General features: G+C 69.8%; 21 protein-coding genes. 9 read left to right on the top strand and 12 right to left on the bottom strand.

Features of this window, described 5'->3' with window-relative positions; genetic code table 11:
* Positions 1-153: 153 nt before the first annotated feature.
* Entirely contained in the window at positions 154-1110 is a 957-nt protein-coding gene (locus ACZ7NC_RS19365) for a carbohydrate kinase family protein (protein WP_471489799.1), read from the bottom strand.
* Positions 1107-2015, bottom strand: a complete 909-nt coding sequence (locus ACZ7NC_RS19360; RefSeq protein ID WP_471489797.1) for a pseudouridine-5'-phosphate glycosidase — start codon at positions 2013-2015, stop codon at positions 1107-1109. The genes ACZ7NC_RS19365 and ACZ7NC_RS19360 overlap by 4 nt, the downstream gene beginning before the upstream one ends.
* Before the next feature lie 100 nt (positions 2016-2115).
* Here ACZ7NC_RS19360 and ACZ7NC_RS19355 point away from each other — a divergent pair, with 100 nt between their 5' ends.
* Entirely contained in the window at positions 2116-2544 is a 429-nt protein-coding gene (locus ACZ7NC_RS19355; RefSeq protein ID WP_471489795.1) for a VOC family protein, read from the top strand.
* A 346-nt stretch (positions 2545-2890) separates the two neighbouring features.
* Here ACZ7NC_RS19355 and ACZ7NC_RS19350 read toward each other — a convergent pair whose 3' ends face one another.
* From ACZ7NC_RS19350 to ACZ7NC_RS19340, 3 genes are all read right to left on the bottom strand, one after another.
* On the bottom strand, positions 2891-4177 hold the full coding sequence (locus ACZ7NC_RS19350) for an MFS transporter (protein WP_471489793.1): 1287 nt from the start codon (positions 4175-4177) through the stop codon (positions 2891-2893).
* A gap of 151 nt (positions 4178-4328) precedes the next feature.
* Complete coding sequence (locus tag ACZ7NC_RS19345) at positions 4329-4883, bottom strand: methylated-DNA--[protein]-cysteine S-methyltransferase (RefSeq protein WP_471489791.1); 555 nt, start codon at positions 4881-4883, stop codon at positions 4329-4331.
* Between the two features lie 77 nt (positions 4884-4960).
* Positions 4961-5830 (bottom strand): glycerophosphodiester phosphodiesterase, encoded by an 870-nt coding sequence (locus ACZ7NC_RS19340; protein ID WP_471489789.1) that lies wholly within the window; start codon positions 5828-5830, stop codon positions 4961-4963.
* Between the two features lie 277 nt (positions 5831-6107).
* Between ACZ7NC_RS19340 and ACZ7NC_RS19335 the strand changes: the two genes are divergently transcribed.
* From ACZ7NC_RS19335 to ACZ7NC_RS19305, 7 genes are all read left to right on the top strand, one after another.
* Entirely contained in the window at positions 6108-6974 is an 867-nt protein-coding gene (locus tag ACZ7NC_RS19335; RefSeq protein ID WP_471489788.1) for an MHYT domain-containing protein, read from the top strand.
* A 39-nt stretch (positions 6975-7013) separates the two neighbouring features.
* Positions 7014-9161, top strand: a complete 2148-nt coding sequence (uvrB, locus tag ACZ7NC_RS19330; RefSeq protein WP_471489786.1) for an excinuclease ABC subunit UvrB — start codon at positions 7014-7016, stop codon at positions 9159-9161.
* A 196-nt stretch (positions 9162-9357) separates the two neighbouring features.
* Complete coding sequence (locus tag ACZ7NC_RS19325; RefSeq protein ID WP_471489784.1) at positions 9358-9936, top strand: TerD family protein; 579 nt, start codon at positions 9358-9360, stop codon at positions 9934-9936.
* A gap of 64 nt (positions 9937-10000) precedes the next feature.
* A complete protein-coding gene (locus ACZ7NC_RS19320; RefSeq protein ID WP_471489782.1) occupies positions 10001-12064 on the top strand; it encodes a TerD family protein in 2064 nt (687 codons plus the stop codon).
* 223 nt (positions 12065-12287) lie between these two features.
* Positions 12288-13289: a TerC/Alx family metal homeostasis membrane protein gene (locus ACZ7NC_RS19315; protein ID WP_471489780.1), complete on the top strand. Its 1002-nt coding sequence runs from the start codon at positions 12288-12290 to the stop codon at positions 13287-13289.
* 140 nt (positions 13290-13429) lie between these two features.
* Positions 13430-13732 carry a hypothetical protein gene (locus ACZ7NC_RS19310; RefSeq protein ID WP_471489975.1) on the top strand — a complete coding sequence of 101 codons (303 nt, stop codon included), beginning with the start codon at positions 13430-13432 and terminating at the stop codon, positions 13730-13732.
* Between the two features lie 115 nt (positions 13733-13847).
* Positions 13848-14948 (top strand): calcium:cation antiporter, encoded by a 1101-nt coding sequence (locus ACZ7NC_RS19305; protein ID WP_471489778.1) that lies wholly within the window; start codon positions 13848-13850, stop codon positions 14946-14948.
* Positions 14949-14982: 34 nt separating this feature from the next.
* Here the strand turns inward: ACZ7NC_RS19305 and ACZ7NC_RS19300 are convergent, their stop codons facing one another.
* Entirely contained in the window at positions 14983-16251 is a 1269-nt protein-coding gene (locus ACZ7NC_RS19300; protein ID WP_471489776.1) for an MFS transporter, read from the bottom strand.
* Positions 16252-16349: 98 nt separating this feature from the next.
* Entirely contained in the window at positions 16350-17396 is a 1047-nt protein-coding gene (locus ACZ7NC_RS19295; RefSeq protein ID WP_471489774.1) for a S66 family peptidase, read from the bottom strand.
* Between the two features lie 105 nt (positions 17397-17501).
* Between ACZ7NC_RS19295 and aroQ the strand changes: the two genes are divergently transcribed.
* Complete coding sequence (gene aroQ, locus ACZ7NC_RS19290) at positions 17502-17960, top strand: type II 3-dehydroquinate dehydratase (RefSeq protein ID WP_471489772.1); 459 nt, start codon at positions 17502-17504, stop codon at positions 17958-17960.
* Between the two features lie 43 nt (positions 17961-18003).
* On the opposite strand, the gene ACZ7NC_RS19285 is transcribed toward aroQ, so the two are convergent.
* The 5 genes from ACZ7NC_RS19285 to ACZ7NC_RS19265 all read right to left on the bottom strand — a co-directional run bounded on the left by ACZ7NC_RS19285 (position 18004) and on the right by ACZ7NC_RS19265 (position 22341).
* A complete protein-coding gene (locus ACZ7NC_RS19285; protein WP_471489973.1) occupies positions 18004-18732 on the bottom strand; it encodes an amino acid ABC transporter ATP-binding protein in 729 nt (242 codons plus the stop codon).
* Positions 18733-18767: 35 nt separating this feature from the next.
* On the bottom strand, positions 18768-19685 hold the full coding sequence (locus ACZ7NC_RS19280) for an amino acid ABC transporter permease (RefSeq protein ID WP_471489770.1): 918 nt from the start codon (positions 19683-19685) through the stop codon (positions 18768-18770).
* Positions 19682-20572, bottom strand: a complete 891-nt coding sequence (locus ACZ7NC_RS19275) for an ABC transporter substrate-binding protein (protein WP_471489768.1) — start codon at positions 20570-20572, stop codon at positions 19682-19684. The genes ACZ7NC_RS19280 and ACZ7NC_RS19275 overlap by 4 nt, the downstream gene beginning before the upstream one ends.
* 343 nt (positions 20573-20915) lie before the next feature.
* Complete coding sequence (locus ACZ7NC_RS19270) at positions 20916-21572, bottom strand: MBL fold metallo-hydrolase (RefSeq protein ID WP_471489766.1); 657 nt, start codon at positions 21570-21572, stop codon at positions 20916-20918.
* 82 nt (positions 21573-21654) lie between these two features.
* Positions 21655-22341 (bottom strand): maleylpyruvate isomerase family mycothiol-dependent enzyme, encoded by a 687-nt coding sequence (locus ACZ7NC_RS19265; RefSeq protein ID WP_471489764.1) that lies wholly within the window; start codon positions 22339-22341, stop codon positions 21655-21657.
* Between the last annotated feature and the right edge of the window lie 197 nt (positions 22342-22538).

Genomic DNA, 22538 nt, shown 5'->3' with positions numbered 1-22538 from the left:
GCGGAGGGCGGGGGTTCGGCCGCCCACCCGTGGTGTTGCGAGGTGCGGGCGGTTGGCGGTTGGGCGGTGCCGCCCGGTTGCGGGACGGTGGCGCCGAGCGCCGCGTAAGTGACCCGTCACCGCGACCGTGGCACCGACTGCCTCCCAGGTTTGTCATTCCGGCTGCGGCGGCCTCCCCCCGACCCGCTCCACCGCCAGTGCCCCCGCCCGGCACCCCGCCCGAGCCGCCTCCTCCGGCCCCATACCGGTGAGCAGGGCGGCGAGGAAGGCGCCGGTGAAAGCGTCCCCCGCTCCGGTCGTGTCCGTCGGTGTCGCCGGTACGGCGGGGACGTGGGCGCTCACTGCGCCGGACCGGGCCACCAGCGCGCCGTCCGCGCCCTGCTTCGCGACCACGAGCGGCACCTGGCGGCTCAACTTGGCCGCCGCGTCCGCCGCATCCGGCAACCCCGTGAGCAGGCACGCCTCGTCACGGCTCGGCAGCAGGACGTCCACGCCCGCCACCAGCGCCAGGAAACGATCGACGCCCAGCTCGACGAGGAATCCGGCCGACGCTGGATCCAGGCTCACCGGCACCCCACGCGCGCGTGCGGATGCGAGAGCCACCGTCACCAGCGCGCGGCCCGACTCGGAGAACAGCAGGTAGCCCGACAGATGCAGCCATACGACACCGTCGAGGAGCGCGTCCGACCAGTCGCCCGGTTCGAGCCGGAGCGACGCACCGCTGTCCGTGAGGAACGTCCGCTCGGCGGCGGCACCCGTGTCGACCAGGCAGATCACCGTCCCGGTCGATGCCTGCGGATCGACCACCAGACAGGGCTGCACTCCGCTCGCGGTCAGCTCCCGCTCGTGCCATTCGACTGCGTCCGCGCCCACCCGCCCCAGCAGACGCACTTCCACAGAGCCCCGATACGCGGCCCAGCAGGCCACATTGGCGCCCGCGCCACCCGGCATGGTCCGGATGACCGCCGCCGTGTCCGTCCCCGAGGCGGGCGGCCCCTGATGCCGGGCGATGACGTCCGTCACCACATCCCCGACGACCAGCAGGGCGCCGTCGCGGGTGCCCGACGCGCCCGGTCCGCTTGCCGAACCGCCGGACAACGTCCCGCTCACGCCCCGGCCCAGGCCGCCGCGATCCGCCCCGCAAGCCGTACGTTGCCGCGTACCGCCGCGAGATTGGCGCTCAGCGAGGCGCCCTCCGTGTGCCGTACGAGGTAGTCCAGCAGGAAGGGCGTGACGGCCTGACCGGTGATGCCCTCCTCCTCGCACGCGTGCAGCGCGTCGGCGAGCACACGCGCGTGCAGCTCGGGATCCAACTGCTCCGCCTCCGGCACCGGATTGGCGACGATCAACGCCGACTCGGGCCCGTCGAGCGCCTCCTGAGCGCGCATCACCTCGGCCACCTCCTCCGGCGAGCCGAGCGTCCAGTCCACGGGGTGCCCCGAGTCGGATAGGTAGAAGCCGGGGAAGCGCTCGGTGCGGTAGCCGGCCACCGCGACACCCAGCGTCTCCAGCCGTTGCAGGGTCGCCGGGACATCCAGGATCGACTTCACCCCGGCACACACCACCGTGATCCGCGTACGCGCGAGCAGCCCCAGGTCGGCCGACTCGTCCTGCGTCACCGTCCACTCCCGGTGCACACCGCCGAGCCCACCCGTCGCGAACACCCGAACGCCCGCGAGAGCCGCCAGCAGAGCCGTCGCCGACACCGTGGTCGCCCCGCTCGCCCCGCAGGCCACCGCGAGCGGCAGATCCCGGTGCCCCAGCTTGCGGATCCCGTCCTCGTTCGCGATCCGCTCCAGCTGCTCCTTGTCCAGGCCGACGTGGGGCCGCCCGTCCAGCACGGCGATCGTCGCCGGAACGGCACCCTCCCGCCGTACGACGTCCTCCAGCTCCCGCGCCACCTGAAGATTGCGCGGGCGCGGCAGCCCGTGCGCGATGATCGTGGACTCCAGGGCCACCACGGGTCGACGCGCGTCGATCGCCTGCCGCACCTCTTCCGACACCACCAGCACCACGCGCCTGCCTCCTGTCCGTCGGTCTTCCCTCATCTCTGGCGGGCGCCATGCCCGATCAAACCCCTTGCGGCATGTGGGACACGACACCAGCCTTGGATGCATGACGGACAACACTGCACGTCTCGACCATGTCGTCCTCTGGGTGCGTGACCCGGTGGCGTCGGCCGACTTCTTCGAGAAGGCGGTCGGCATGGAGCCGGTCAGGCTCTCGGAGTTCTCCGCGGGGGCGGTTCCCTTCCCGTCCGTGCGCCTCAACGAGGAGACGATCCTCGACCTCATGCCGCTCACCATGGCGGAGCGCATGAAGATGCTGCCCGGCGCCGCCGAGAGCGCCGGGCACCCGGTCAACCACGTCTGCCTGGCGTTGCCGGGCGACGACTTCGACGCCCTGCGCGCCCGCCTGGACGAACGCGCCGCACCGGTGTCGGACATCTCGCACGACTCCTTCGGCGCCCGCGGCAAGGCCAAGCGCAGCTTCTACTTCCGCGACCCCGACGGCAACGTCTTCGAGGCCCGGCACTACGACTAGCGTGCCGCGGAGGGGGCCACGCGCGCGTGGCCCCTCCTCCGGAGACTCCGGACCAGTCCGCTGTGGAGATGCCAGACCGGCCCGGCGCGGAGATGTCAGACCAGCCGTACGTTCTCCAGCGCCTGTCTCGTAACCGCAGCTCCGCGCCTGGGCGAGGCATTCGGCGTTCAGATCGCCGACGATGACGACCGCGGCCCCCAGCAGGTGCGCGGAGGCGGCCGTCGCCGAGCCTGACCAGGCCCGCCCCGGCCCGGTGCCCCGTTCCGGTCGGCCTTCGCGTGGCTACCGGAGGACACACCCCGCCCCTGGGCCGCCCCCGGCCTCCCCGGCAGAGCAGGGCGTAACGTCAGTCGCCCGCCGGAGCGTCCTTCGCCCGCTCACCCCGGGTGAACAGCGCCAGCGCCGTCAGCGGGAGCAGCAGGCACGCCGCCATGAGGTTCAGCCACGCGTAGCTCGCCTGAGCGACCACGAGCCCCGCGGCCGCACCGCCGATGCCGGCGGACGCGTTCATGACGAGGTCTGACAGACCTTGCGCGGCGGCCCGCGCCGGCTGTGGCACGGAGTCCGTGAGCAGCGCGGAACCTGACACGAGCGCCGCCGACCAGCCCAGCCCCAGCACGAAGAGCCCGGCGGCCGTCTGCCTGTGGTCGGCGCCCGCCGTACCGGCGAGAAACACCGCGCACGCCAGCAGCCCCACGGCGAGACCGATCCCGGACAGCCGCCCCAGCCGGTCCGACAACCGTCCCATGAGCGGGGCGAACGCATACATGCCTGCGATGTGCCCGCTGATGACCAGCCCGATCAGTTCGATGCCCGCGCCATGATGCGCGAGGTCGACCGGGGTCATCGACATCACCGAGACCATCGCCGTGTGGGCCACGGCGACCGTCACCACCGCGAGCCGCGCCCGCGGCGAGGCGGCCACGGCGGCCATCCCGGCACGCAGGGAACGGGCCGCGGGCGAACTCTCCTCGGCCGGCGCCAGCGCCCGCGCCGTCAGCAGCGGGTCCGGCCGCAGCAGTACGGCCACCACGATCGCGGATATCAGGAAGATCCCGGCCGCCCACAGAAACGGGCCCGCCGTCGCCGGTATCCCGAGGCCCGTGACACTGCGACCGGCGGGCGCGGCAATGTTCGGGCCGAGGACCGCGCCTATCGTCGTCGCCCACACGACGAGGGAGATGGCCTGGGCCCGCCGCTCCGGCTCGGCCAGATCCGCGGCAGCGAACCGCGCCTGGAGATTCGCCGACGAGGCCGCCCCGAAGGCCGCCATCCCGCACAGCAGCAGCGGAAAGCTCCCGAGGCAGGCCGCGACCACGGTGACACCGGCGCCCACGGCTCCGATCAGATAGGCCAGGACAAGCCCTGGACGACGTCCCCGCGCGGTCATCAGCGCGGCCAGCGGCATCGACAGCACCGCCGTACCGGCGACGGTGGCGGTGGGCGCGAGCCCGGACAGCGACTCGGTGCCGCTGACCTCCTTGGCCAGCACGGTCGCGAGCGCGATCCCGGTGGCGACGCCCAGCCCGCCCAGGATCTGCGTCGTGATCAGCACCGCCGAGATACGGCGCCGCAGGGCCGGCAGCCGGTCGGGCGGAACCGCCACGACGAGCTGCCGTTCGACGGCGGTCATGACGCACACCCGGCTGTACGACGCCTCCGGCCGACCGGAGGACGACAACACACCGGACCGGCCGCGTACATGTGGGTGAAAGGTGTCGTCACAGGCGCAGTCTCCCCCCTCTTCTCTCGCCTGCCCATCCCCGTGAAAGACCGGGAACCCCTCAGAACAGCGGTTCCGGCAGTACCCCCTCCAGCGCCAGCAGCTTCCGCTTGGTCTCCAGGCCGCCCCCGAATCCGCCGATTCCGCCGTCGCTCTCCACGACGCGGTGACAGGGCACGACGACCGGCAGCGGATTGGCCCCCATCGCCATGCCGACCGCCTGGGCCGCGCCCGGCTGCCCGACCCGCCCGGCCAGATCGCCGTAACCGACGACCGTGCCGTACGGGACACCGGACGCCAGTTCGCGCAGCACCTGCCGGTTGAACCCGGAGATCAGTGACCAGTCCAGGGGCAGCTCGAAGTCACGCCGCGCACCCGCGAAGTACTGCTCCACCTGCCGTATCGCCTCGGCCAGCAGCGGAGAGTCGGGCGCCTCGACCGGCTCGACACCGAGCCGGGACGCGAGGTGGTCGAGCATCTTCTCGCGCACCTTCTGCGTGGCGTGGAACACGACGCTGACCAGGCCGTCGCGGGTCGCGGCCAGCATCAGCGGACCGATGTCGGTACCGACGACGGCCCACACGACCTGCTCCTCGTACTGCCCATGGCTGTCCATGCGCCAACCGTACGACCCGCCACTGACAACGCCCCCGGGAGCGGGCGCCGTGCGGGCCGGCGGGCGCCGGTCCGGCCTCACTTCGTGGGCAGGGCGTCCCGTACCACGTCGGGAGTGTTCGTGATGATCCCGTCGACGCCGTACCCGGCGACCAGCCGGGCGGTGTTCGCGTCGTTCACGGTCCAGACGCAGACCTCCAGCGGCCTGCCGTGCGGCCCCTCGACCGCGTGGACGGCGGCGACATAGCCCACGGAGACGGAGCCGTACGACGGATTGATCTGGTCGGCGAAGACCGCGTACCGGTCCAGGTCCGCCACGGACGGCGTCCCCAGGAAGCCTGTCTTCACGGCCGGCTTCAGCTCGTGGACGGTCCGCACGCTGTCGGCGCTGAAGCTCTGCACGATCAGCCGGTTCGCCAGATGGGCCTCGTCGAGCCACCCCTCGTTGCCCAGGGCCTTGAGGGTCTGCTGCTCGATGCCCGGGTACAGCTCGGGGTTCTTGATCTCCAGGAGCAGCTTCTGGTGGTGCAGCTCCACGCGGTCCATGTACTGCTTCAACGTCGGCACGCGCGCGTCCGCGTACGCGGGGCCGAACCAGCTGCCCGCGTCGAGGCGGGCGATCTCGGCCGCCGTGAAGTCCTTCACCTTCCAGGGCGCGCGATCGGGGAAGACCTCCTCCACGTCGGTCGTCCGCTTGAGGTTGTCGTCGTGAAGGACGACCAGCTCGCCGTCCTTGGTGCGCTGCACGTCGTTCTCGACCCAGTCGATGCCCAGCTCGGCCGCCTTGTCGACGGCGGCAAGCGTGTTCTCGGGGGCATACGCGGACGCTCCTCGATGGGCGATGACCGTGGGCCGCTCGGCGCCGGCCCGGGCGTCGGGGGCGGGAAGGAGCAGAGCGGCGGTACCCAGGAGTGCGGTCGCCGTGGCGGCTACAGCGCGCGCGTGCATGCGTACTCCTCGCGTCGGACGATCACGAACAGCTCAACTGTGACAGCAGAGGGTCAACGGCGGAGGAGTACAGAATGACCACAGATTGAATGGAGTTGCCCGGGGTCGCTCACCCTTGCGGCACAACTGGGGCAAGGCCGTGTTTCTTTGCCGGAAAATCGTTCGACCATTGCGGTGGGCGTTACCCTCAGCCTCAACCCTGACCGCTCGGGCGGTACTGGGAGGGGGCGCATTTCACGGGTTCCGGGACGTAAGAGGGCGGGAAGGGCAGCCGCGGATGCAGGGCACGATCGACGGATTCAGCTATGGACTCGTCACACCGCTGGTGGCATACGTCATGGCCTGCCTGGGCGGTGCGCTCGGCCTTCGCTGCACCACCAGATCGATGCTCGTCTCGCAGTCCTGGCGCCCGGGCTGGCTCGCCCTGGGCTCGGCGGCCATCGGCTCCGGCATATGGACGATGCACTTCGTCGCGATGATGGGGTTCACGGTCAAGGAAACGCCGATTCACTACGACAAGGCGATGACCTTCGCGAGCCTGGCCGTCGCCATCGTCATGGTGGGTGTCGGGATCTTCATAGTCGGTTACAGAGGCGCACGCGGAGCGGCCCTGTTCACCGGCGGCACCATCACCGGTCTGGGCATAGCCTCGATGCACTATCTGGGCATGGCCGGCATGCAGCTCAACGGCAAGCTGGAGTACAACACGTTCACCGTGGGCGCCTCCGTCGTCATAGCGATGTGCGCGGCCACCGCCGCCCTGTGGGCCGCCGGACAGGTCAGGGGCCTCCTGTGGAGCGTGGGCGCGAGTCTCGTCATGGGGCTCGCCGTCAGCGGTATGCACTACACCGGCATGGCCGCCCTCAGCGTCCATCTGCACGGCACGGAGGCCCCCGCCTCGGGTGACTCGCCCGCGGCCCTGCTCGCGCCGATGCTCGTCGGCCCGCTCGCCTTCCTGCTCCTCGCGGGCGCCGTCGTGCTCTTCGACCCGAAGATGGTCATGGGACGCCCCACGGTGACCCCCGCCGAGCCCAAACCGGGCGTCCCCGCCCACGCCACCGTCCCGCATCCGGCCCGCCGCCCCCCGCAGCGGCCCCGTCGCACCACCGGAACCCGAGACTCCCGGACCCCGCAGAACCACTGACCGGACCGCGTTGTCAGTGGGGGGTCGTACGGTGGATCCATGCGGCCCGTTTCCAGCATCGAACGCACGGTGGCGCCTTTCGAGGTCGTCAGCCCCTACCAGCCCAGCGGCGACCAGCCGCAGGCCATCGCCGAGCTCGCCCGGCGCATCGAGGCCGGCGAGAAGGACGTCGTCCTGCTCGGCGCGACCGGCACAGGCAAGTCCGCCACCACCGCGTGGATGATCGAGAAGCTCCAGCGCCCCACCCTGGTGATGGCGCCGAACAAGACGCTGGCCGCCCAGCTGGCGAACGAGTTCCGCGAGCTGTTGCCGAACAACGCCGTCGAGTACTTCGTCTCGTACTACGACTACTACCAGCCCGAGGCCTACGTCCCACAGTCGGACACCTATATCGAGAAGGACTCCTCGATCAACGAGGAGGTCGAGCGCCTGCGCCACTCCGCGACGAACTCGCTGCTCACCCGCCGCGACGTCGTCGTGGTCGCCTCGGTCTCCTGCATCTACGGCCTCGGTACGCCGCAGGAGTACGTGGACCGCATGGTCCCCCTCAAGGTCGGCGACGAGATCGACCGGGACCAACTGCTACGCCGCTTCGTGGACATCCAGTACACGCGCAACGACCTGGCCTTCTCCCGCGGCACCTTCCGGGTGCGCGGCGACACCATCGAGATCTTCCCGGTCTACGAAGAGCTCGCCGTCCGCATCGAGATGTTCGGCGACGAGATCGAGGCCCTGTCCACGCTGCACCCGCTCACCGGCGAGATCATCAGCGACGACCAGCAGCTGTACGTCTTCCCGGCCTCCCACTACGTCGCGGGCCCAGAGCGCATGGAGCGGGCTGTCAACGACATCGAGAAGGAGCTGGGCGAGCGCCTGTCCGAGCTGGAGAAGCAGGGCAAGCTCCTGGAGGCCCAGCGCCTGCGGATGCGCACGACGTACGACCTCGAGATGCTCCGCCAGATCGGCAGCTGCTCCGGTGTCGAGAACTATTCGATGCACTTCGACGGCCGCTCGCCCGGCTCCGCGCCGAACACCCTGCTGGACTACTTCCCTGAGGACTTCCTGCTCGTCATCGACGAGTCGCACGTGACGGTGCCACAGATCGGGGCCATGTACGAGGGCGACGCCTCCCGCAAGCGCACGCTGGTCGACCACGGCTTCCGTCTGCCCTCCGCCCTCGACAACCGCCCGTTGAAATGGGAGGAGTTCCAGGGGCGCATCGGTCAGACCGTCTATCTGTCGGCGACGCCCGGCAACTACGAGCTCTCTCGCGGGGACGGCCAGGTCGAGCAGATCATCCGCCCCACCGGCCTCGTCGACCCGGAGGTCGTCGTCAAGCCCACCGAGGGCCAGATCGACGACCTGGTGCACGAGATCCGGGTGCGGGTCGAGAAGGACGAGCGCATCCTGGTCACCACCCTCACCAAGAAGATGGCCGAGGACCTCACGGAGTACTTCCTGGAGCTCGGCATCCAGGTGCGCTATCTGCACAGTGACGTCGACACCCTGCGCCGGGTCGAGCTGCTGAGAGAGCTGCGCTCCGGCGAGTTCGACGTCCTCGTCGGCATCAACCTCCTGCGCGAGGGCCTCGACCTCCCCGAGGTGTCCCTGGTGGCGATCCTCGACGCCGACAAGGAGGGCTTCCTGCGCTCCGGTACGTCCCTCATCCAGACCATCGGCCGTGCGGCACGCAATGTCTCCGGCCAGGTCCACATGTACGCCGACAAGATCACCCCGGCGATGGCGAAGGCCATCGACGAGACCAACCGCCGCCGGGAGAAGCAGGTCGCGTACAACAAGGCGAACGGCGTCGACCCCCAGCCGCTGCGCAAGAAGATCAACGACATCGTCGCGCAGATCGCCCGCGAGGACGTCGACACCGAGCAGTTGCTCGGCAGCGGCTACCGCGCGAAGAAGGACGGCCGGGGCACCAAGGCCCCCGTGCCCTCCCTCGGCGACAAGGCGGCCAAGGGCGCGAAGACGGCCAAGTCCGCCAAGGGCAAGGCGAGGGAGACGGTGCCGACCGACCGCCCGGCGGCCGATCTCGCCGAGCAGATCGAGGAGTTGACGGAGCGGATGCGCGCCGCGGCTGCGGATCTTCAGTTCGAGATCGCGGCCCGGCTGCGCGACGAGGTGTCCGAGATGAAGAAGGAACTGCGGCAGATGAAGGAGGCGGGGCTGGCCTGACAGGCCCGCGCGGGTGCCGGTTCACAACGGACCGGCTCCCGCGAACGGTCGTCGCCCGAACTCCCGGCACTCGCTGTGTTGCAAGACCGACACAAAGTGGGGACCGGGGTACGGCACTGTCAGTGCCTCTGCGTAGGGTTCTCGTCATCCGCGGACTCCGCGGCCAACAGGGGAAGCTCGAGAGGGGAATCAGCACGTGACCGTCAACATGACCAAGGGTCAGGCAATCAGTCTGCAGAAGAACGACGGGGGCAGCCTGACCGCGGTGCGCATGGGTCTCGGCTGGCAGGCGGCTCCCCGGCGCGGCCTGTTCGGCTCGCGCACGCGGGAGGTCGACCTCGACGCCTCGGCCGTCCTGTTCGCGGACAAGCAGCCGGTGGACGTCGTCTTCTTCCGCCACCTGGTGAGCGACGACGGCTCCGTGCGCCACACCGGTGACAACCTCGTCGGCGGTGTCGGCCAGGGCGGCGACGACGAGGCCATCCTCGTCGACCTCGCGCGCATCCCGGTCCACATCGACCAGATCGTCTTCACCGTGAACTCCTTCACGGGCCAGACCTTCCAGGAGGTGCAGAACGCGTTCTGCCGTCTGGTCGACGAGACCAACGGCCAGGAGCTCGCCCGCTACACGCTCGCGGGTGGGGGCGCCTACACGGCCCAGATCATGGCCAAGGTGCACCGCTCGGGCGCGTCCTGGTCGATGACGGCCCTCGGTACGCCGGCCAACGGCCGTACCTTCCAGGACCTGATGCCGGCGATCCTGCCGCACCTGTAGGACCTGCGAGGCGGCTCGGCGAGCGGCCTACGAGAGACGACAACTGACACAGGGGGACGAAGGCATGACGGCCGAGCTGGTGCGGGGGCAGAACCACCCGCTCTCCCAGGTCCGTCTGGAGATCCGGGTCTCGGCCGGCGCGCCGATCGTGGCTGCGGCCACGCTCGGCGACGAGCAGGGAAAGATCCACGGCGTCGAATGGGTGGCCCACCCCGGCGCGCCGACCCTGCCCGGCCTCGAGGTCTCCCGGCAGGCGGCCGCCGACCACCGCCTCGCGGTGGACCTGGACGCCATGCCGGAGGCCGTCCACCGCCTCAGTGTGCTGCTCGCCCTGCCGACCGGGGTCGGCGGGCCGACCAGCTTCGGCGCCGTCCCCACCCCCTTCGTCGCGGTCACCGGCCTCGACGGCAGCGAGGTCGCCAGCTACACCATCACCGGTCTGGAGGCCGAGTCGGCCGTCGTCGCCCTGGAGCTCTATCGCCGCCAGGGTGCCTGGAAGGTGCGCGCGATCGGCCAGGGCTATGCCGGCGGCCTCGCCGATCTCTTCACCGATCAGGGTCTGCCCCAGGCGCATCAACTCGCCGACGGCATCAATGAAGCGGTGGCCCAGGGCGTGGCCCGCTCGATCCCGGCGCCCCCGCAACGGACGGACGGCGACCGCTCCCGGCAGGCCCCCGCACCCGCGCACGGCCCGGACCAGAGTGGCCCCGCACAGCAGGGCGCCGTACCGCCGCAGCCGACGTCGCCCTACGGCACCCAGACGCCCGGCGGACCCGGCCAGCCGACGCCGCCGAACTCCCCGTACGGCACGCAGGCACCCGGCATGCCGAGCGGTCCCGCGCAGCCGCCGTACCAGGGCGGTACGGGCGCGACCGACCCCACCCAGCCGTCGACTCCCACGCCCGGTGGCGCGATCAACTACAGCCACCCGCGCCGGCAGAACGCGGCTCCGCCGCCGCCCCCGCCGACCGCGCCCCCGGCCCCGCCCGGGCAGCCCGCGCAGCCCGTCGCGGGCGACGCCACCGGCTGGTCCATGGACGAGCGGCTCTACAACCAGGTGTGGGGCATGTTCGAGGACCTGGCCCGCACGATGGCCGCGTACCGCAGCGCCGTCGACTTCGCCGACTCGCGCATGGAGAAGGAGCTCGACCAGGTCCTGTCGGACCCGCGCAGCCGGATCGGCGGACAGGGTGACGCCGCGCGCGAGGCGGCCCAGGCCAAGCACACGCAGCTCGTCAACCAGGCCAGGGCGACGCTCGACCGTGACGTCGCCCAGCTCACCGCTGAGTCCGAGGTCGTCGAGCCCGCGCTGCCGCCTGCCTACGCGGGCTGGGACAACCCGGTCTGGCAGAGCTACCGCGTGCCGATGGAGATCCCCATGGCCCTGCGCCTGGGCGACCTCCATCTGCCCGAGAGTGACCCTTTGCGCATCCCGATGCTGATCCGGCTGCCGCTGGAGCGCGGCCTGTGGATCGACAGCGGGGGCGGTGCATCTCTCGACGGCTCCTTCATGGACTCCCATGACCTGCGCCGCCTCGCGATGGAGACGGCGGTGGCGCACGCGGCCCGGCTGCTCGCCGTCTATCCGGCGGGCGAATTCACCGTGCATGTGATCGATCCGGCCGGTTCGGGCGCTCAGGCGCTCGCCCCGCTGGTGCAGACCGGCGTGCTCGCGGCCCCGCCCGCGATGGGCGCGGCCGGAGTCGCGGACGTCCTCGCGCGGCTCACTCAGCGTGTGGACCTGGTGCAGATGGCGTTGCGTGCCGGCGTGCCCGACTCCCTGCCGCCCGACTTCGACACCTCCCAGCAACTGCTGATCGTCAACGACTTCCCGCACGGCTTCGACGACAGGGCCGTGAACCAGCTGCGTTACCTGGCGGACGAGGGTCCCGCGGTGGGCGTCCACCTGATGATGGTCGCGGACCGCGAGGAGGCCGCCGCGTACGGCCCGTTGCTCGACCCGCTGTGGCGTGCGTTGATGCGCCTGACGCCGGTGCCGGACGACCACCTCGCCGACCCCTGGGTGGGCCACGCGTGGACCTATGAGCCCCCGCTGGTGCCGTCCGGCAGCCAGGTCCTCCACCAGGTGCTCTCCCAGGTCGCGGCAGCTCGGGCCAAGCACCGGTAAAGAGCCTTTGACCTGCTGACTTGGCACTTCTTTTGCCAAACACTTTACCTTTCCTTGGTGATTGGGTAGTCTTTATTGCACGGAGGGGAGTACTCCCTGTCTGCTGCGGCGTACCCGTCAATACGGATCCGGCCAGATCCCGGGGCGTCGGCCCATCGTGGGTGGAAGAGACCTCCGGCGCGCGACGACGCTGACATTTGCCGTTACGACTGCCGGAGGCGCAGTGGAAGTTTCCACGACCCTATGGGTCCTGACCATCGTGGGCCTTGCCGCCCTGATCGCTGTCGATTTCTTCATCGGCCGCAAGCCGCATGACGTCTCGATCAAGGAAGCCGGAATCTGGACGGTCGTCTGGATCGCCCTGGCGGGCCTCTTCGGGCTCGGTCTGCTGATCTTCGGCGGCGGACAGGCCGGCGGCGAGTTCTTCGCGGGCTTCATCACCGAGAAGTCGCTGAGCGTCGACAACCTCTTCGTCTTCGTCCTGATCATGGCGAAGTTCGCGGTGCCGTCCCAGTACCAGCAGCGAGTGCTGCTGGTCGGTGTCCTCATCGCCCTGGTGCTGCGGGCCATCTTCATCGCCGCGGGTGCCGCGATCCTCGCCAGCTTCGCGTGGGTGTTCTACATCTTCGGCGCCTTCCTGATCTGGACCGCCTGGAAGCTCATCCAGGAGGCACGGACCGACGACGAGGACGAGGAGTTCGAGGAGAACAAGCTGCTGAAGGCGGCCGAGCGCAGGTTCGGTGTCGCCGACCGCTACCACGGCACCAAGCTGTGGATCCAGGAGAACGGCAAGCGGGTCATGACCCCGATGCTGGTCGTGATGCTGGCGATCGGTACCACCGACGTGCTCTTCGCGCTCGACTCCATCCCGGCGATCTTCGGCCTGACGCAGGACCCGTACATCGTGTTCACGGCCAACGCCTTCGCGCTGATGGGTCTGCGGCAGCTGTACTTCCTCATCGGTGGCCTGCTGAAGAAGCTGGTTCACCTGAGCTATGGCCTGTCGATCATCCTGGGCTTCATCGGCGTCAAGCTGGTGCTGCACGCGCTGCACGAGTCCGGCGTCCACGTCCCCGAGATCAGCATTCCGGTCTCGCTCGGCGTGATCTGCTCGGTCCTGATCGTCACCACGATCACCAGTCTGAGGGCCTCGAAGAAGCAGGCGGCGGCCGAGGCGGCGCGGAAGGGGAGCGAAAGCGCTCCGAAGGACAGCATCGACGTCTGACGACGTCGGGCGTAGGAAGAACCAACACCGGGAGTGGTGCTTAGCGAATTGCCGAGCACCGCTCCCGGTGCTTCGTTGGGTGCTGGGGTGTCCCCGGTCGGGGACACCACGGCCGGGTGGAGGCACCTGTGGACGCACCCATGAAGTTCATGCAGATCATCGACTTCGAGACCGAGCGCATCGAAGAGATGCGGGAGCTGGCCCACGAGACGGAACAGCGCCTGGCGGGCGGCAATGGCGGCCCCACGCGCCGATTCGTCCTCAAGGACCGGGGACAGCCGAACCGCTACCTCGTAGTGATCGAGTTCGACTCCTACGAGGACGCGATGCGCAACAGCGACGACCCCGAGACGACCAAGTTCGCGGAGCAGATGGCCGCGCTGTGCACCCGGCCGCCGTCCTTCACGGACTGTGACGTACAGGAGATGACCGATTTCGCGTAGCGACATACGACACGCAGGGGCCCCGCACCCCCAGGGCGCGGGGCCGCCTGACCACCAATCTGACAACCGGCCAGACGGGAATGCGAACCCTCACCCCCTCTGCGACGATCGCCCCATGATCGATCGGCTCAGGTCGCTCACGACAGGGTGGACGTACCTCGTGCCGGTGCTCGCGGTCGTCCTGCTGGCCTTCACCTGGGGACGGGACCTGCCGGGCGCGGTCGTCGCGCTGGTGACGCTGGTTCTCGCGGGTGCCGTCCTGGCCGCCGTACACCACGCCGAAGTGATCGCGCACCGCGTCGGCGAACCCTTCGGCTCCCTCGTCCTCGCCGTCGCCGTCACAATCATCGAGGTCGCCCTGATCGTGACCCTGATGGCCGACGGCGGTGACAAGAGCTCCACCCTCGCCCGGGACACGGTCTTCGCGGCCGTGATGATCACCTGTAACGGCATCGTCGGTCTGTGTCTGCTCGTCGCCTCACTGCGGCACCGTACGGCGGTCTTCAACCCCGAGGGCACCGGCGCCGCCCTCGCGACAGTCGCCACTCTGGCCACGCTCAGCCTGGTGCTGCCGACGTTCACCACGAGCAAGCCCGGCCCGGAGTTCTCCACCGTGCAGCTGACGTTCGCCGCGGTCTCCTCGCTGATCCTTTACGGACTCTTCGTGACGACGCAGACCGTGCGACACCGCGACTACTTCCTTCCCGTCACCCGGCAGGGCGACGTGATCACCGGCGACGACCACGCCGACGCGCCCACCGCCCGGACGGCGTCGCTGAGCCTGGGGCTGCTGGGCCTGGCGCTGATCGGCGTGGTCGGCCTGGCCAAGGGAGTGTCGCCCACCATCGAGTCCGGGGTGGCGGCCGCCGACCTGCCCCATGCCGTCGTAGGCGTGATCATCGCCCTGCTGGTGCTGCTCCCCGAGACGATCGCCGCGCTGCGTTCCGCCCGACGTGACCGTGTGCAGACCAGTCTGAATCTCGCGCTCGGTTCGGCGATGGCCAGTATCGGCCTGACCATCCCGGCGGTCGCCCTGGCCTCCCTCTGGCTCTCGGGCCCGCTCGTCCTGGGCCTCGGCCCCACCCACATGGTGCTGCTCGCCCTGACGGTGGTGGTGAGCTCGCTGACGGTCGTGCCGGGGCGGGCGACGCCGTTGCAGGGCGGCGTCCACCTGGTGCTGTTCGCGGCGTACCTGGAGCTCGCGATCAATCCGTAGCCCCTCCTGGCGGCCGCTTGTGTTCCGGAGCCCGTCACCCGGTGGCGGGCTCCGCCACGGCGGCTACCGGACGGGTCTCGGGCAGCAGCACGAAGCACGCCAGACTGAGCAGCGCGACGCCCGTCAGATACGCCCCCACGCCCCAGGGCACCCGGCCGCCCCGCTCGGCGAGCGCGGTCGCCACGATCGGTGTGAGCGCGCCCCCGAGGACACCACCGAGGTTGTAGCCCACCGCGGCGCCCGTGCAGCGCACCCGGGGCTCGTACAGCTCCGGCAGATACGCGGCGATCACGGCGAACATGGTGATGAAGGCGAGCATCGCGCCGAGGAAGCCCAGGAACATGAGCAGGGGCTCGCCCGTGGCGAGCAGTGCGACCAACGGGAACATCCACAGAGCTGTCGCAGTGCACCCGATCAAACACAAGGGACGTCGCCCGTAGCGGTCGCCGAGGATCGCCACCAGCGGCGTGAGCGAGCCCTTGACGACCACCGCGCCCATGATGCAGGTCAGCATGACGCCACGGTTCACCCCGAGCCGTTCCGTGGCGTAGGCGAGGGACCAGGTCGTCACGGTGTAGAAGATCGCGTATCCGATCGACAGTGCCCCGGCGGTCAGCAGTACGAGCCGCCAGTGGTCGCGTACGACCTCGGCGAGCGGCACGCGCGCGTGGTCGTCGAGTTCGAGGAACCGGGGACTTTCGACGAGCGACGACCGCAGCCACAGCCCCACCAGCGCCAGCGCACCCGCCGCCCAGAACGGCACACGCCAGCCCCAAGCGGCGAACTGCGCGTCGGACAGCGTCGTCGACAGCCCCAGTACGACGCCATTGGCGAGCAGGAACCCCAGCGCGGGCCCGACTTGCGGAAAGCTCGACCACAGACCGCGCCGGCCGACCGGCGCGTGCTCCACCGTCAGCAGCACGGCTCCGCCCCACTCGCCGCCGAGTCCGAGCCCCTGGAGGAAGCGCAGCACGAGCAGCAGCAGGGGAGCGGCCACACCGATCGTCTCGTACGTCGGTACGCAGCCGACCGCGACCGTGGAGGCCCCGGTCAGCAGCAGTGAGGCGACGAGGACCGGCCGGCGTCCGTGCCGGTCCCCGATGTGCCCGAACAGCACCGACCCCAGGGGCCGTGCCACGAAGCCCACCCCGAACGTGGCGAAGGCGGCCAGAGTTCCCGCCACCGGCGAGAACGTCGGGAAGAACAGCGGCCCCAGGACCAGTGCCGCCGCGGTTCCGTAGACGAAGAAGTCGTAGAACTCGATGGCCGTGCCGGCGAGCGAGGCGGCCGCGAGCCGCAGCATGGACGGAGGTGCCTTTACTGTGCGTGCATCGTGCATGCTGCGTCAACTACCCACGGTGATCGCGGGTTACGGGGGCGTGCGGGCGCGCTGGGGCTTCGTCAGTACGTGACGGTGATGCGCCGGGCGGGGCCGTCGACGCGGACGAGGCCGCCGTAGGGGATCACGAGTTGTGGATCGGTGTGGCCGAAGTCCACGTCGAAGACGATGGGGGTGTTCGGGGCGTACGTGCGCATGGCGCGCTGCACGGCTTCGCGCTGGTCCTTGGCGTAACGAGCGGCCTCCTCCGGGCCGTTGGGGTGCTCGAAGGACCAGGTCTTCGCCCGGCCCATCAGGAGCGCGGAGAAGCGCTGGAGCAGCCCGCGCTCGCCCATGTTGCGAAGGGTCCAGAAGACCTCGTTGGCGCGCGGCATCTCCTCCGACGTCTCCAGCAACAGCACTCCACCGTCGTACTCGGACAGGTCGCGCGCGATCTCCCGGTCGGCCATGAGCAGCCAGCCGACGATCTCCAGGCAACCGCCCCAAGTACGCCCCTCCACCACCCGGTCGGCATTGAGCCACGTCCATCCGTCGGCCGGTCGCATCTCCGGCTCCGCGTCGAAGGTCGCCGGGTCGGCCCAGTCGCGGTTGATGTCGTTCCAGCGCTCGGCGGGCCTGAGTTCGTACTCGCCCGAGGTGAACAGCGCGGCCCGCAGCGAGTCGGCGGTCTGCGGGTTCATGGCTCCGGGGCGGCCCAGCTCGCACATCACGCTCGCGCCGTGATAGCCGACGATTCCGGTGTTGCGCAGGAACATCAGCAGGTTCGTGTTGTCGCTCATGCCGACGAACGGCTTGGGGTTCGCCCGGATCAACTCCCGGTCCAGCAGCGGCAGCACGGTGATCTGGTCGTCACCGCCGATGGACGCGATGACCGCCTTGATGCCGGGGTCGGCGAACGCGGCGTGGATGTCGTCGACCCGCTCCTGGGGCGTCGAACCCATCTTGCGGGTCGCCGGATACTCGACCGGTTCGAGCCCGAACTCCTTGCGCAGGCGCTCCAGGCCCAGTTCGTAGGGGCGCGGCAAGAGGCCGGGCAGGCCCGCGCCGGCCGAAACGATAGCGACGCGGTCGCCGGGGGTGGGCTTGGGAGGGTAGGAGATCGTGGTCATGACCAGAGGGTATGGGGCATGGCAGAGCCCGTGCACCGTGATAAACCGGGGTCTGAGCAGCGGTCATCGACGGACCGCCGCACCCCCGAACGGACCGGAGGAACCGTGCCCCGCACCCTGGCCAACGCCCCGATCATGATCCTCAACGGCCCCAACCTGAACCTGCTCGGCCAGCGTCAGCCCGAGATCTACGGTTCCGAGACCCTGGCCGACGTCGAGGCCCTGTGCGCCAAGGCGGCGGCCGCGCACGGCGGCATGATCGACTTCCGGCAGTCCAATCACGAGGGTGAGCTGGTGGACTGGATTCACGAGGCTCGGCAGAACCACTGCGGGATCGTGATCAACCCCGGTGCCTACTCGCACACCTCCGTGGCGATCCTGGATGCGCTCAACACCTGTGACGGCCTTCCGGTGTTGGAGGTCCACATCTCCAACATCCACAAGCGCGAGTCTTTCCGGCACCACTCGTACGTCTCCCTGCGCGCCGACGGGGTCATCGCGGGGTGCGGAGTGCAGGGGTACGTGTTCGGGGTGGAGCGGGTCGCGGCGCTGGCGCAGATGTAGGGAGGCCCAGCGGTAAGGACCGCCCGCCCTTGCGAAGTGGTCCTTACAGTCGCCCGGCCTCCACGATGCGCCGCAGGAAACGCTGCGTACGCTCCTGCTGCGGTTCGCCGAAGATCTGCTCGGCCGTGCCGCGCTCCAGCACCACACCTCCGTCCAGAAAACAAACCTGGTCGGCGACGTCGCGGGCGAACCCCATCTCGTGCGTGGCCAGCACCATCGTCATCCCGTCCGCCTTCAAGTCACGCACGACGGCCAGGACTTCGCCGACGAGTTCCGGGTCGAGGGCGGCGGTGATCTCGTCCAACAGCAGCAGCCGGGGACGTACGGCAAGGGCGCGGACGATCGCGGCACGCTGCTGCTGGCCACCGCTCAGCCGGTCCGGGTACTCGCCCGCCTTGCCGGACAGCCCGAGCCGCTCCAGCAGCTCACGCGCGCGTGCCTCGGCCTCCGCGCGGGACAGCCCGTGCACCCGGCGGGGGGCGAGCGTGATGTTCTCCAGGACCGTCATGTGCGGGAACAGGTTGTACGCCTGGAACACCACGCCGATACGGCGGCGTACGGCGTCCTGGTCGACGCGTGGATCGGTGATCTCCTCGCCGTCCAGCCAGATCGCTCCGTCGTCGATCTCCTCCAGCAGGTTCGCGCATCGCAGCAGCGTGGACTTGCCGGAGCCGGAAGCGCCGATCAGCGCGGTCACCGTGTGCGGGGCGACCTCCAGGTCGACGTCCCGCAGCACGACCGAGTCGCCGAAGGTCTTGCGGACGGATTCCATACGCAGCACGGGTGCGTCGCTCACAACCGCGTCGCTCACAGGGCTCCTCCTTGGGCGCGCCGGCGGTCCATCCGGGCGGTCACCCAGTCCGTGAAGCGGGTCATCGGAATGGTCAGCGCCACGAAGACCAGGCCCGCGACGATGTACGGCGTGTAGTTCAGGCTGCGGCCCACGATGATGTCCGCGGCTCGTACGGCGTCCACCGCGCCGCCGATGGAGACAAGGCCGGTGTCCTTCTGGAGCGACACCAGGTCGTTCAACAGGGGCGGCACCTGACGGCGTACGGCCTGGGGCAGGACGACGTGCCGCAGCGCCTGCCGGTTCGTGAGGCCGAGCGAGCGGGCCGCGGCGCGCTGCGAAGGGTGGACGGACTCGATGCCCGCGCGGAATACCTCGGCCACATAGGCCGAATACGTCAGCGTCAGTGCTGTACCGCCCAGCAGCACCGGATCGACGGTCACGCCCTGGAGCCGCAGCGCGGGCACGCCGAGGACGACGATCATGAGGTTAATGATGAGCGGAAGGCCCCGGAAGAAGTCCGTGTACGCGGCCGCCAGCGCCCGGAGTGGGAAAAACACCGGGCCGCGCAGGGTGCGCGCGACGGCGATGAGCATCCCGAGGACCAGCACGGCCGCCCCGCAGATCAGCAGCAGCCGGACGTTGAGCCACAGGCCTTCGAGGACCTTGGGGAGCGCCTCGCGCGCGTACTCCCCGTTGAAGAACGTCTCCTTGGTACGCGGCCAGCCCGGCGCGTTGACCACGACCAGGTAGAGAACGAGCCCGGTGACCAGGGTGGAGAGCGCGGCGATGGCCGTGGCGCGGCGGGCGCGAGCACGCTTGTAGCGCTCGCGGTCCAGACGTCGCTGCGAGGGTACGTAACCGTCGCCGCCCGTGCCGGACATGCCGTCGTCGTCTGTGCCTTCCTGGCCGGACTCCTCCTTGGTGACGGTCACTTGAGCACCGGGGCGTCGACGGCGTCCGACAGCCACCGCTGCTCGAGCTTGTCCAGGGTGCCGTCCTCGCGCAGGGCGTCCACGGCGTCGGTCACACACGAGGTGAGCGCGCTGCCCTTGTCGAGCACGAGTCCGAACTGCTCCGGCGTACCGCCCTGGTTCTCGAACTGGCCGACGATCGTCGCGTCCGTCACCTCGGCCGCGGTGATGTAGAAGGCGGTCGGCAGGTCGACCACGATGGCGTCCACCTGCCCGTTCTTCAGCGCCGACTTGGCCTGGTCGTTCTTGGCGTACGCGGCGGGCTGCTGGGTCGGCTTCACCACGTCGTCGATGTAGTCGAGGCTGGTGGTGCCGACCTGTGCGCCCAGCTTGAGGCCCTTCAGGTCGTCGATGCTCTTCGCCTTGGCGGCCTTGTTGTCCTTAAGCGCGATGACGGCCTGGCGGACGTCGTAGTAGCCGGACGAGAAGTCCACGGCCTTCTTGCGTTCGTCGCTGATCGACACCTGGTTGATGTCGAAGTCGAAGGTCTTCTCGCCGGGCGCGAAAGCCTTGTTGAACGGGACGCTCTGCCAGACGACGGCACTCTTGTCGTACCCGAGTTGCTCGGCCACGGCGTAGGCGATCGCCGACTCGAAGCCCTCGCCGCTGGCGGGCTTGTCGTCCTTGAACCAGGGTTCGTAGGCCGGCTCGTCGGTGGCGATGGTCAGCTTGCCGGAGGTCTCTGTGGCCAACTCGCCCTTGGCGCAGCTGTTCCCGGCCGAGCCCGATGGCGCGTCGGCGGCCTTCTCGTCCGGCTGTGGTGCGCAGCCGAGAGCGGTGGCGAGCAGGGCTGTCGTTGCGACGGCGACGGCGACGGCGCGGCGCAGCGCGCGCGGGGCAGGGTGCATGGCGCGAGATTGACAGTACATCGTCGTCTTTGTCGAGGTCACGACGTTGAATGTCCGCATATTGGGAACGGGTGTTGCGGCCCTGTGAACACGTCCCTCGGCAGATTGCCGGGGCCGCCGGTCGAGGGCGGGGATTGGGACCGGCGGCCCTTTCCGCTCAGGAGCCGTCATCCTGTGCGGGGCTGCTTCCAGTTGACTGCGCAACAACGCGCGCCGGGAGCGCGCGCATGGCACCAGCGCATGTGAATGATTCACACGGGGCGCGTGCGCGGGGCGCGTGGTCAACGACCACGCGCCCCTATCTCGTCTCGTTCACCGGCCTCGCACGTTCGACCGGTCGCGTTCACCAGCCCCGCGCGTGCCACTCCGGCAGGTGCGGACGCTCGGCGCCCAGCGTCGTGTCGTTGCCGTGCCCGGGGTAGACCCATGTCTCGTCCGGCAGTGCGGCGAAGATCTTGGTCTCGACATCGTGGATCAGACTGGCGAACGCCTTCGGGTCCTTGCGGGTGTTGCCCACCCCGCCCGGGAACAGGCAGTCCCCCGTGAACACATGGGGATGTCCGTGCGGGTCGTCGTAGACCAGGGCGATCGAACCCGGCGTGTGCCCGACCAGGTGGCGCGCGGTGAGTTCCACGTGCCCCACCCGGATGGTGTCGCCGTCGTCGACCAGGACGTCGGTCGGCACCGGGATGCCGTCGGCGTCGTCCCGGCCGGCGTAGGTGCGCGCGCCGGTGCCTTCGACGACCGCGGCGAGCGCCTGCCAGTGGTCGCCGTGCTGGTGCGTGGTGACGACGGACGCGATGCCGTCGTCACCGATCATGCCGAGCAGGGTGTCCGCGTCGTTGGCGGCGTCGATCAGCAGCTGCTCGTCCGTGGCCCGGCAGCGCAGCAGATAGGCGTTGTTGTCCATCGGGCCGACCGCGATCTTGGTGATCATCAGGTCCTTGAGCTCGTGCACGTCGGCGGGGCCACCGACCGTCACCTGTCCGCTGTACGTCATGTCGGCAGCCTATAGCGGCGCGGCGGTACCTGGGCCGTGCGGGCGCTACGGGCCACTGAGCGGCCCAGGGACCGTCCAGGCCCTACAGCGGGGGGAGCGACGGCAGCGTGCCGCCCTCCGTGGTCAGCCCGGCCCCGTCGCGGCGTCCGGCGAGCCAGCCGAGCAGGTCCGGCGCGCTGCCGGGGACAGTGATCTCGGGAGTGCCCGCCTCCCGGCCCGTGCTCCACGCGCGCGTGCCGTCTGTCAGACGGGTCGGCGGCACGTCGGGGTGCCCGGTGAAACGATCCGCGAGGAAGTGGATCTCCCGCTCCACGAACTCCGCCGGCAGGTCCTCCAACTCGTATCCGATGCCGAGATCCACGTGGTGCAGCTCCACCTCGACCCATCGCCGGAACGGCACCCGGGCCGCCGTGTCGGTGACGCCGTTGCGCAGCTCCACCGTGCGTGACCAGTCGGCGGGCGCGGCTCCCGCTTCCTGGAAGCGGCCGCCGCTCTCGCGCAGGTCCGTGAGCTGGACGTCGAGGGGGCGGGGGGCGTCCCGCTCGATGTCGGCGTCCCGGGCGGTGGCGGAGACATACATGGGGCGCCCTTCGAGGACGTTCACGAGAGCGTCCGCGTTGCGGGCGAGGTGCGCGAGGACATGGCCGCGGCTCCAGCCGGGCAGCCGTGACGGCTCGGCCACCGAGGCGTTGTCCAGTTTGGCGGCTGCGATGAGCAGTCGGTCGGTCGCTTCACGTACAGACACCAGGTCACGAGCGTGATCAATCATGGTGCTGACATTAACCCCGCCACACCTTTGGGTGAAGGTGGTGAACGGGTGCCGTAAATCGAATGCGCGTGCTATAGGGTCGGTCGTGACGTCGGGCATGCTGGATGGGCGGGGATTGTTGTCGCATCCGGGGAATCCGACCGGCGTTGTCAGTGGCTCCCCCTAGTCTGAGAAACACGGGGGCCTAGTCCGAGAAA

This window comes from Streptomyces sp. NPDC111802 (assembly GCF_055634335.1).
Note: the sequence above shows the minus strand (reverse complement) of the source record. Positions and strands in the feature narration are given on the sequence as shown.

Bases quoted from the DNA above. Each gene is read 5' to 3' on its own strand.
- ACZ7NC_RS19355 (WP_471489795.1), top strand. From the start codon at position 2,116: ATGACGGACAACACTGCACGTCTCGACCATGTCGTCCTCTGGGTGCGT.
- ACZ7NC_RS19350 (WP_471489793.1), bottom strand. From the start codon at position 4,177: ATGACCGCCGTCGAACGGCAGCTCGTCGTGGCGGTTCCGCCCGACCGG.
- ACZ7NC_RS19345 (WP_471489791.1), bottom strand. From the start codon at position 4,883: ATGGACAGCCATGGGCAGTACGAGGAGCAGGTCGTGTGGGCCGTCGTC.
- ACZ7NC_RS19340 (WP_471489789.1), bottom strand. From the start codon at position 5,830: ATGCACGCGCGCGCTGTAGCCGCCACGGCGACCGCACTCCTGGGTACC.
- ACZ7NC_RS19335 (WP_471489788.1), top strand. From the start codon at position 6,108: ATGCAGGGCACGATCGACGGATTCAGCTATGGACTCGTCACACCGCTG.
- uvrB (WP_471489786.1), top strand. From the start codon at position 7,014: ATGCGGCCCGTTTCCAGCATCGAACGCACGGTGGCGCCTTTCGAGGTC.
- ACZ7NC_RS19320 (WP_471489782.1), top strand. From the start codon at position 10,001: ATGACGGCCGAGCTGGTGCGGGGGCAGAACCACCCGCTCTCCCAGGTC.
- ACZ7NC_RS19310 (WP_471489975.1), top strand. From the start codon at position 13,430: ATGAAGTTCATGCAGATCATCGACTTCGAGACCGAGCGCATCGAAGAG.
- ACZ7NC_RS19305 (WP_471489778.1), top strand. From the start codon at position 13,848: ATGATCGATCGGCTCAGGTCGCTCACGACAGGGTGGACGTACCTCGTG.
- ACZ7NC_RS19300 (WP_471489776.1), bottom strand. From the start codon at position 16,251: ATGCTGCGGCTCGCGGCCGCCTCGCTCGCCGGCACGGCCATCGAGTTC.
- ACZ7NC_RS19295 (WP_471489774.1), bottom strand. From the start codon at position 17,396: ATGACCACGATCTCCTACCCTCCCAAGCCCACCCCCGGCGACCGCGTC.
- ACZ7NC_RS19285 (WP_471489973.1), bottom strand. From the start codon at position 18,732: ATGGAATCCGTCCGCAAGACCTTCGGCGACTCGGTCGTGCTGCGGGAC.
- ACZ7NC_RS19275 (WP_471489768.1), bottom strand. From the start codon at position 20,572: ATGCACCCTGCCCCGCGCGCGCTGCGCCGCGCCGTCGCCGTCGCCGTC.
- ACZ7NC_RS19270 (WP_471489766.1), bottom strand. From the start codon at position 21,572: ATGACGTACAGCGGACAGGTGACGGTCGGTGGCCCCGCCGACGTGCAC.
- ACZ7NC_RS19265 (WP_471489764.1), bottom strand. From the start codon at position 22,341: ATGATTGATCACGCTCGTGACCTGGTGTCTGTACGTGAAGCGACCGAC.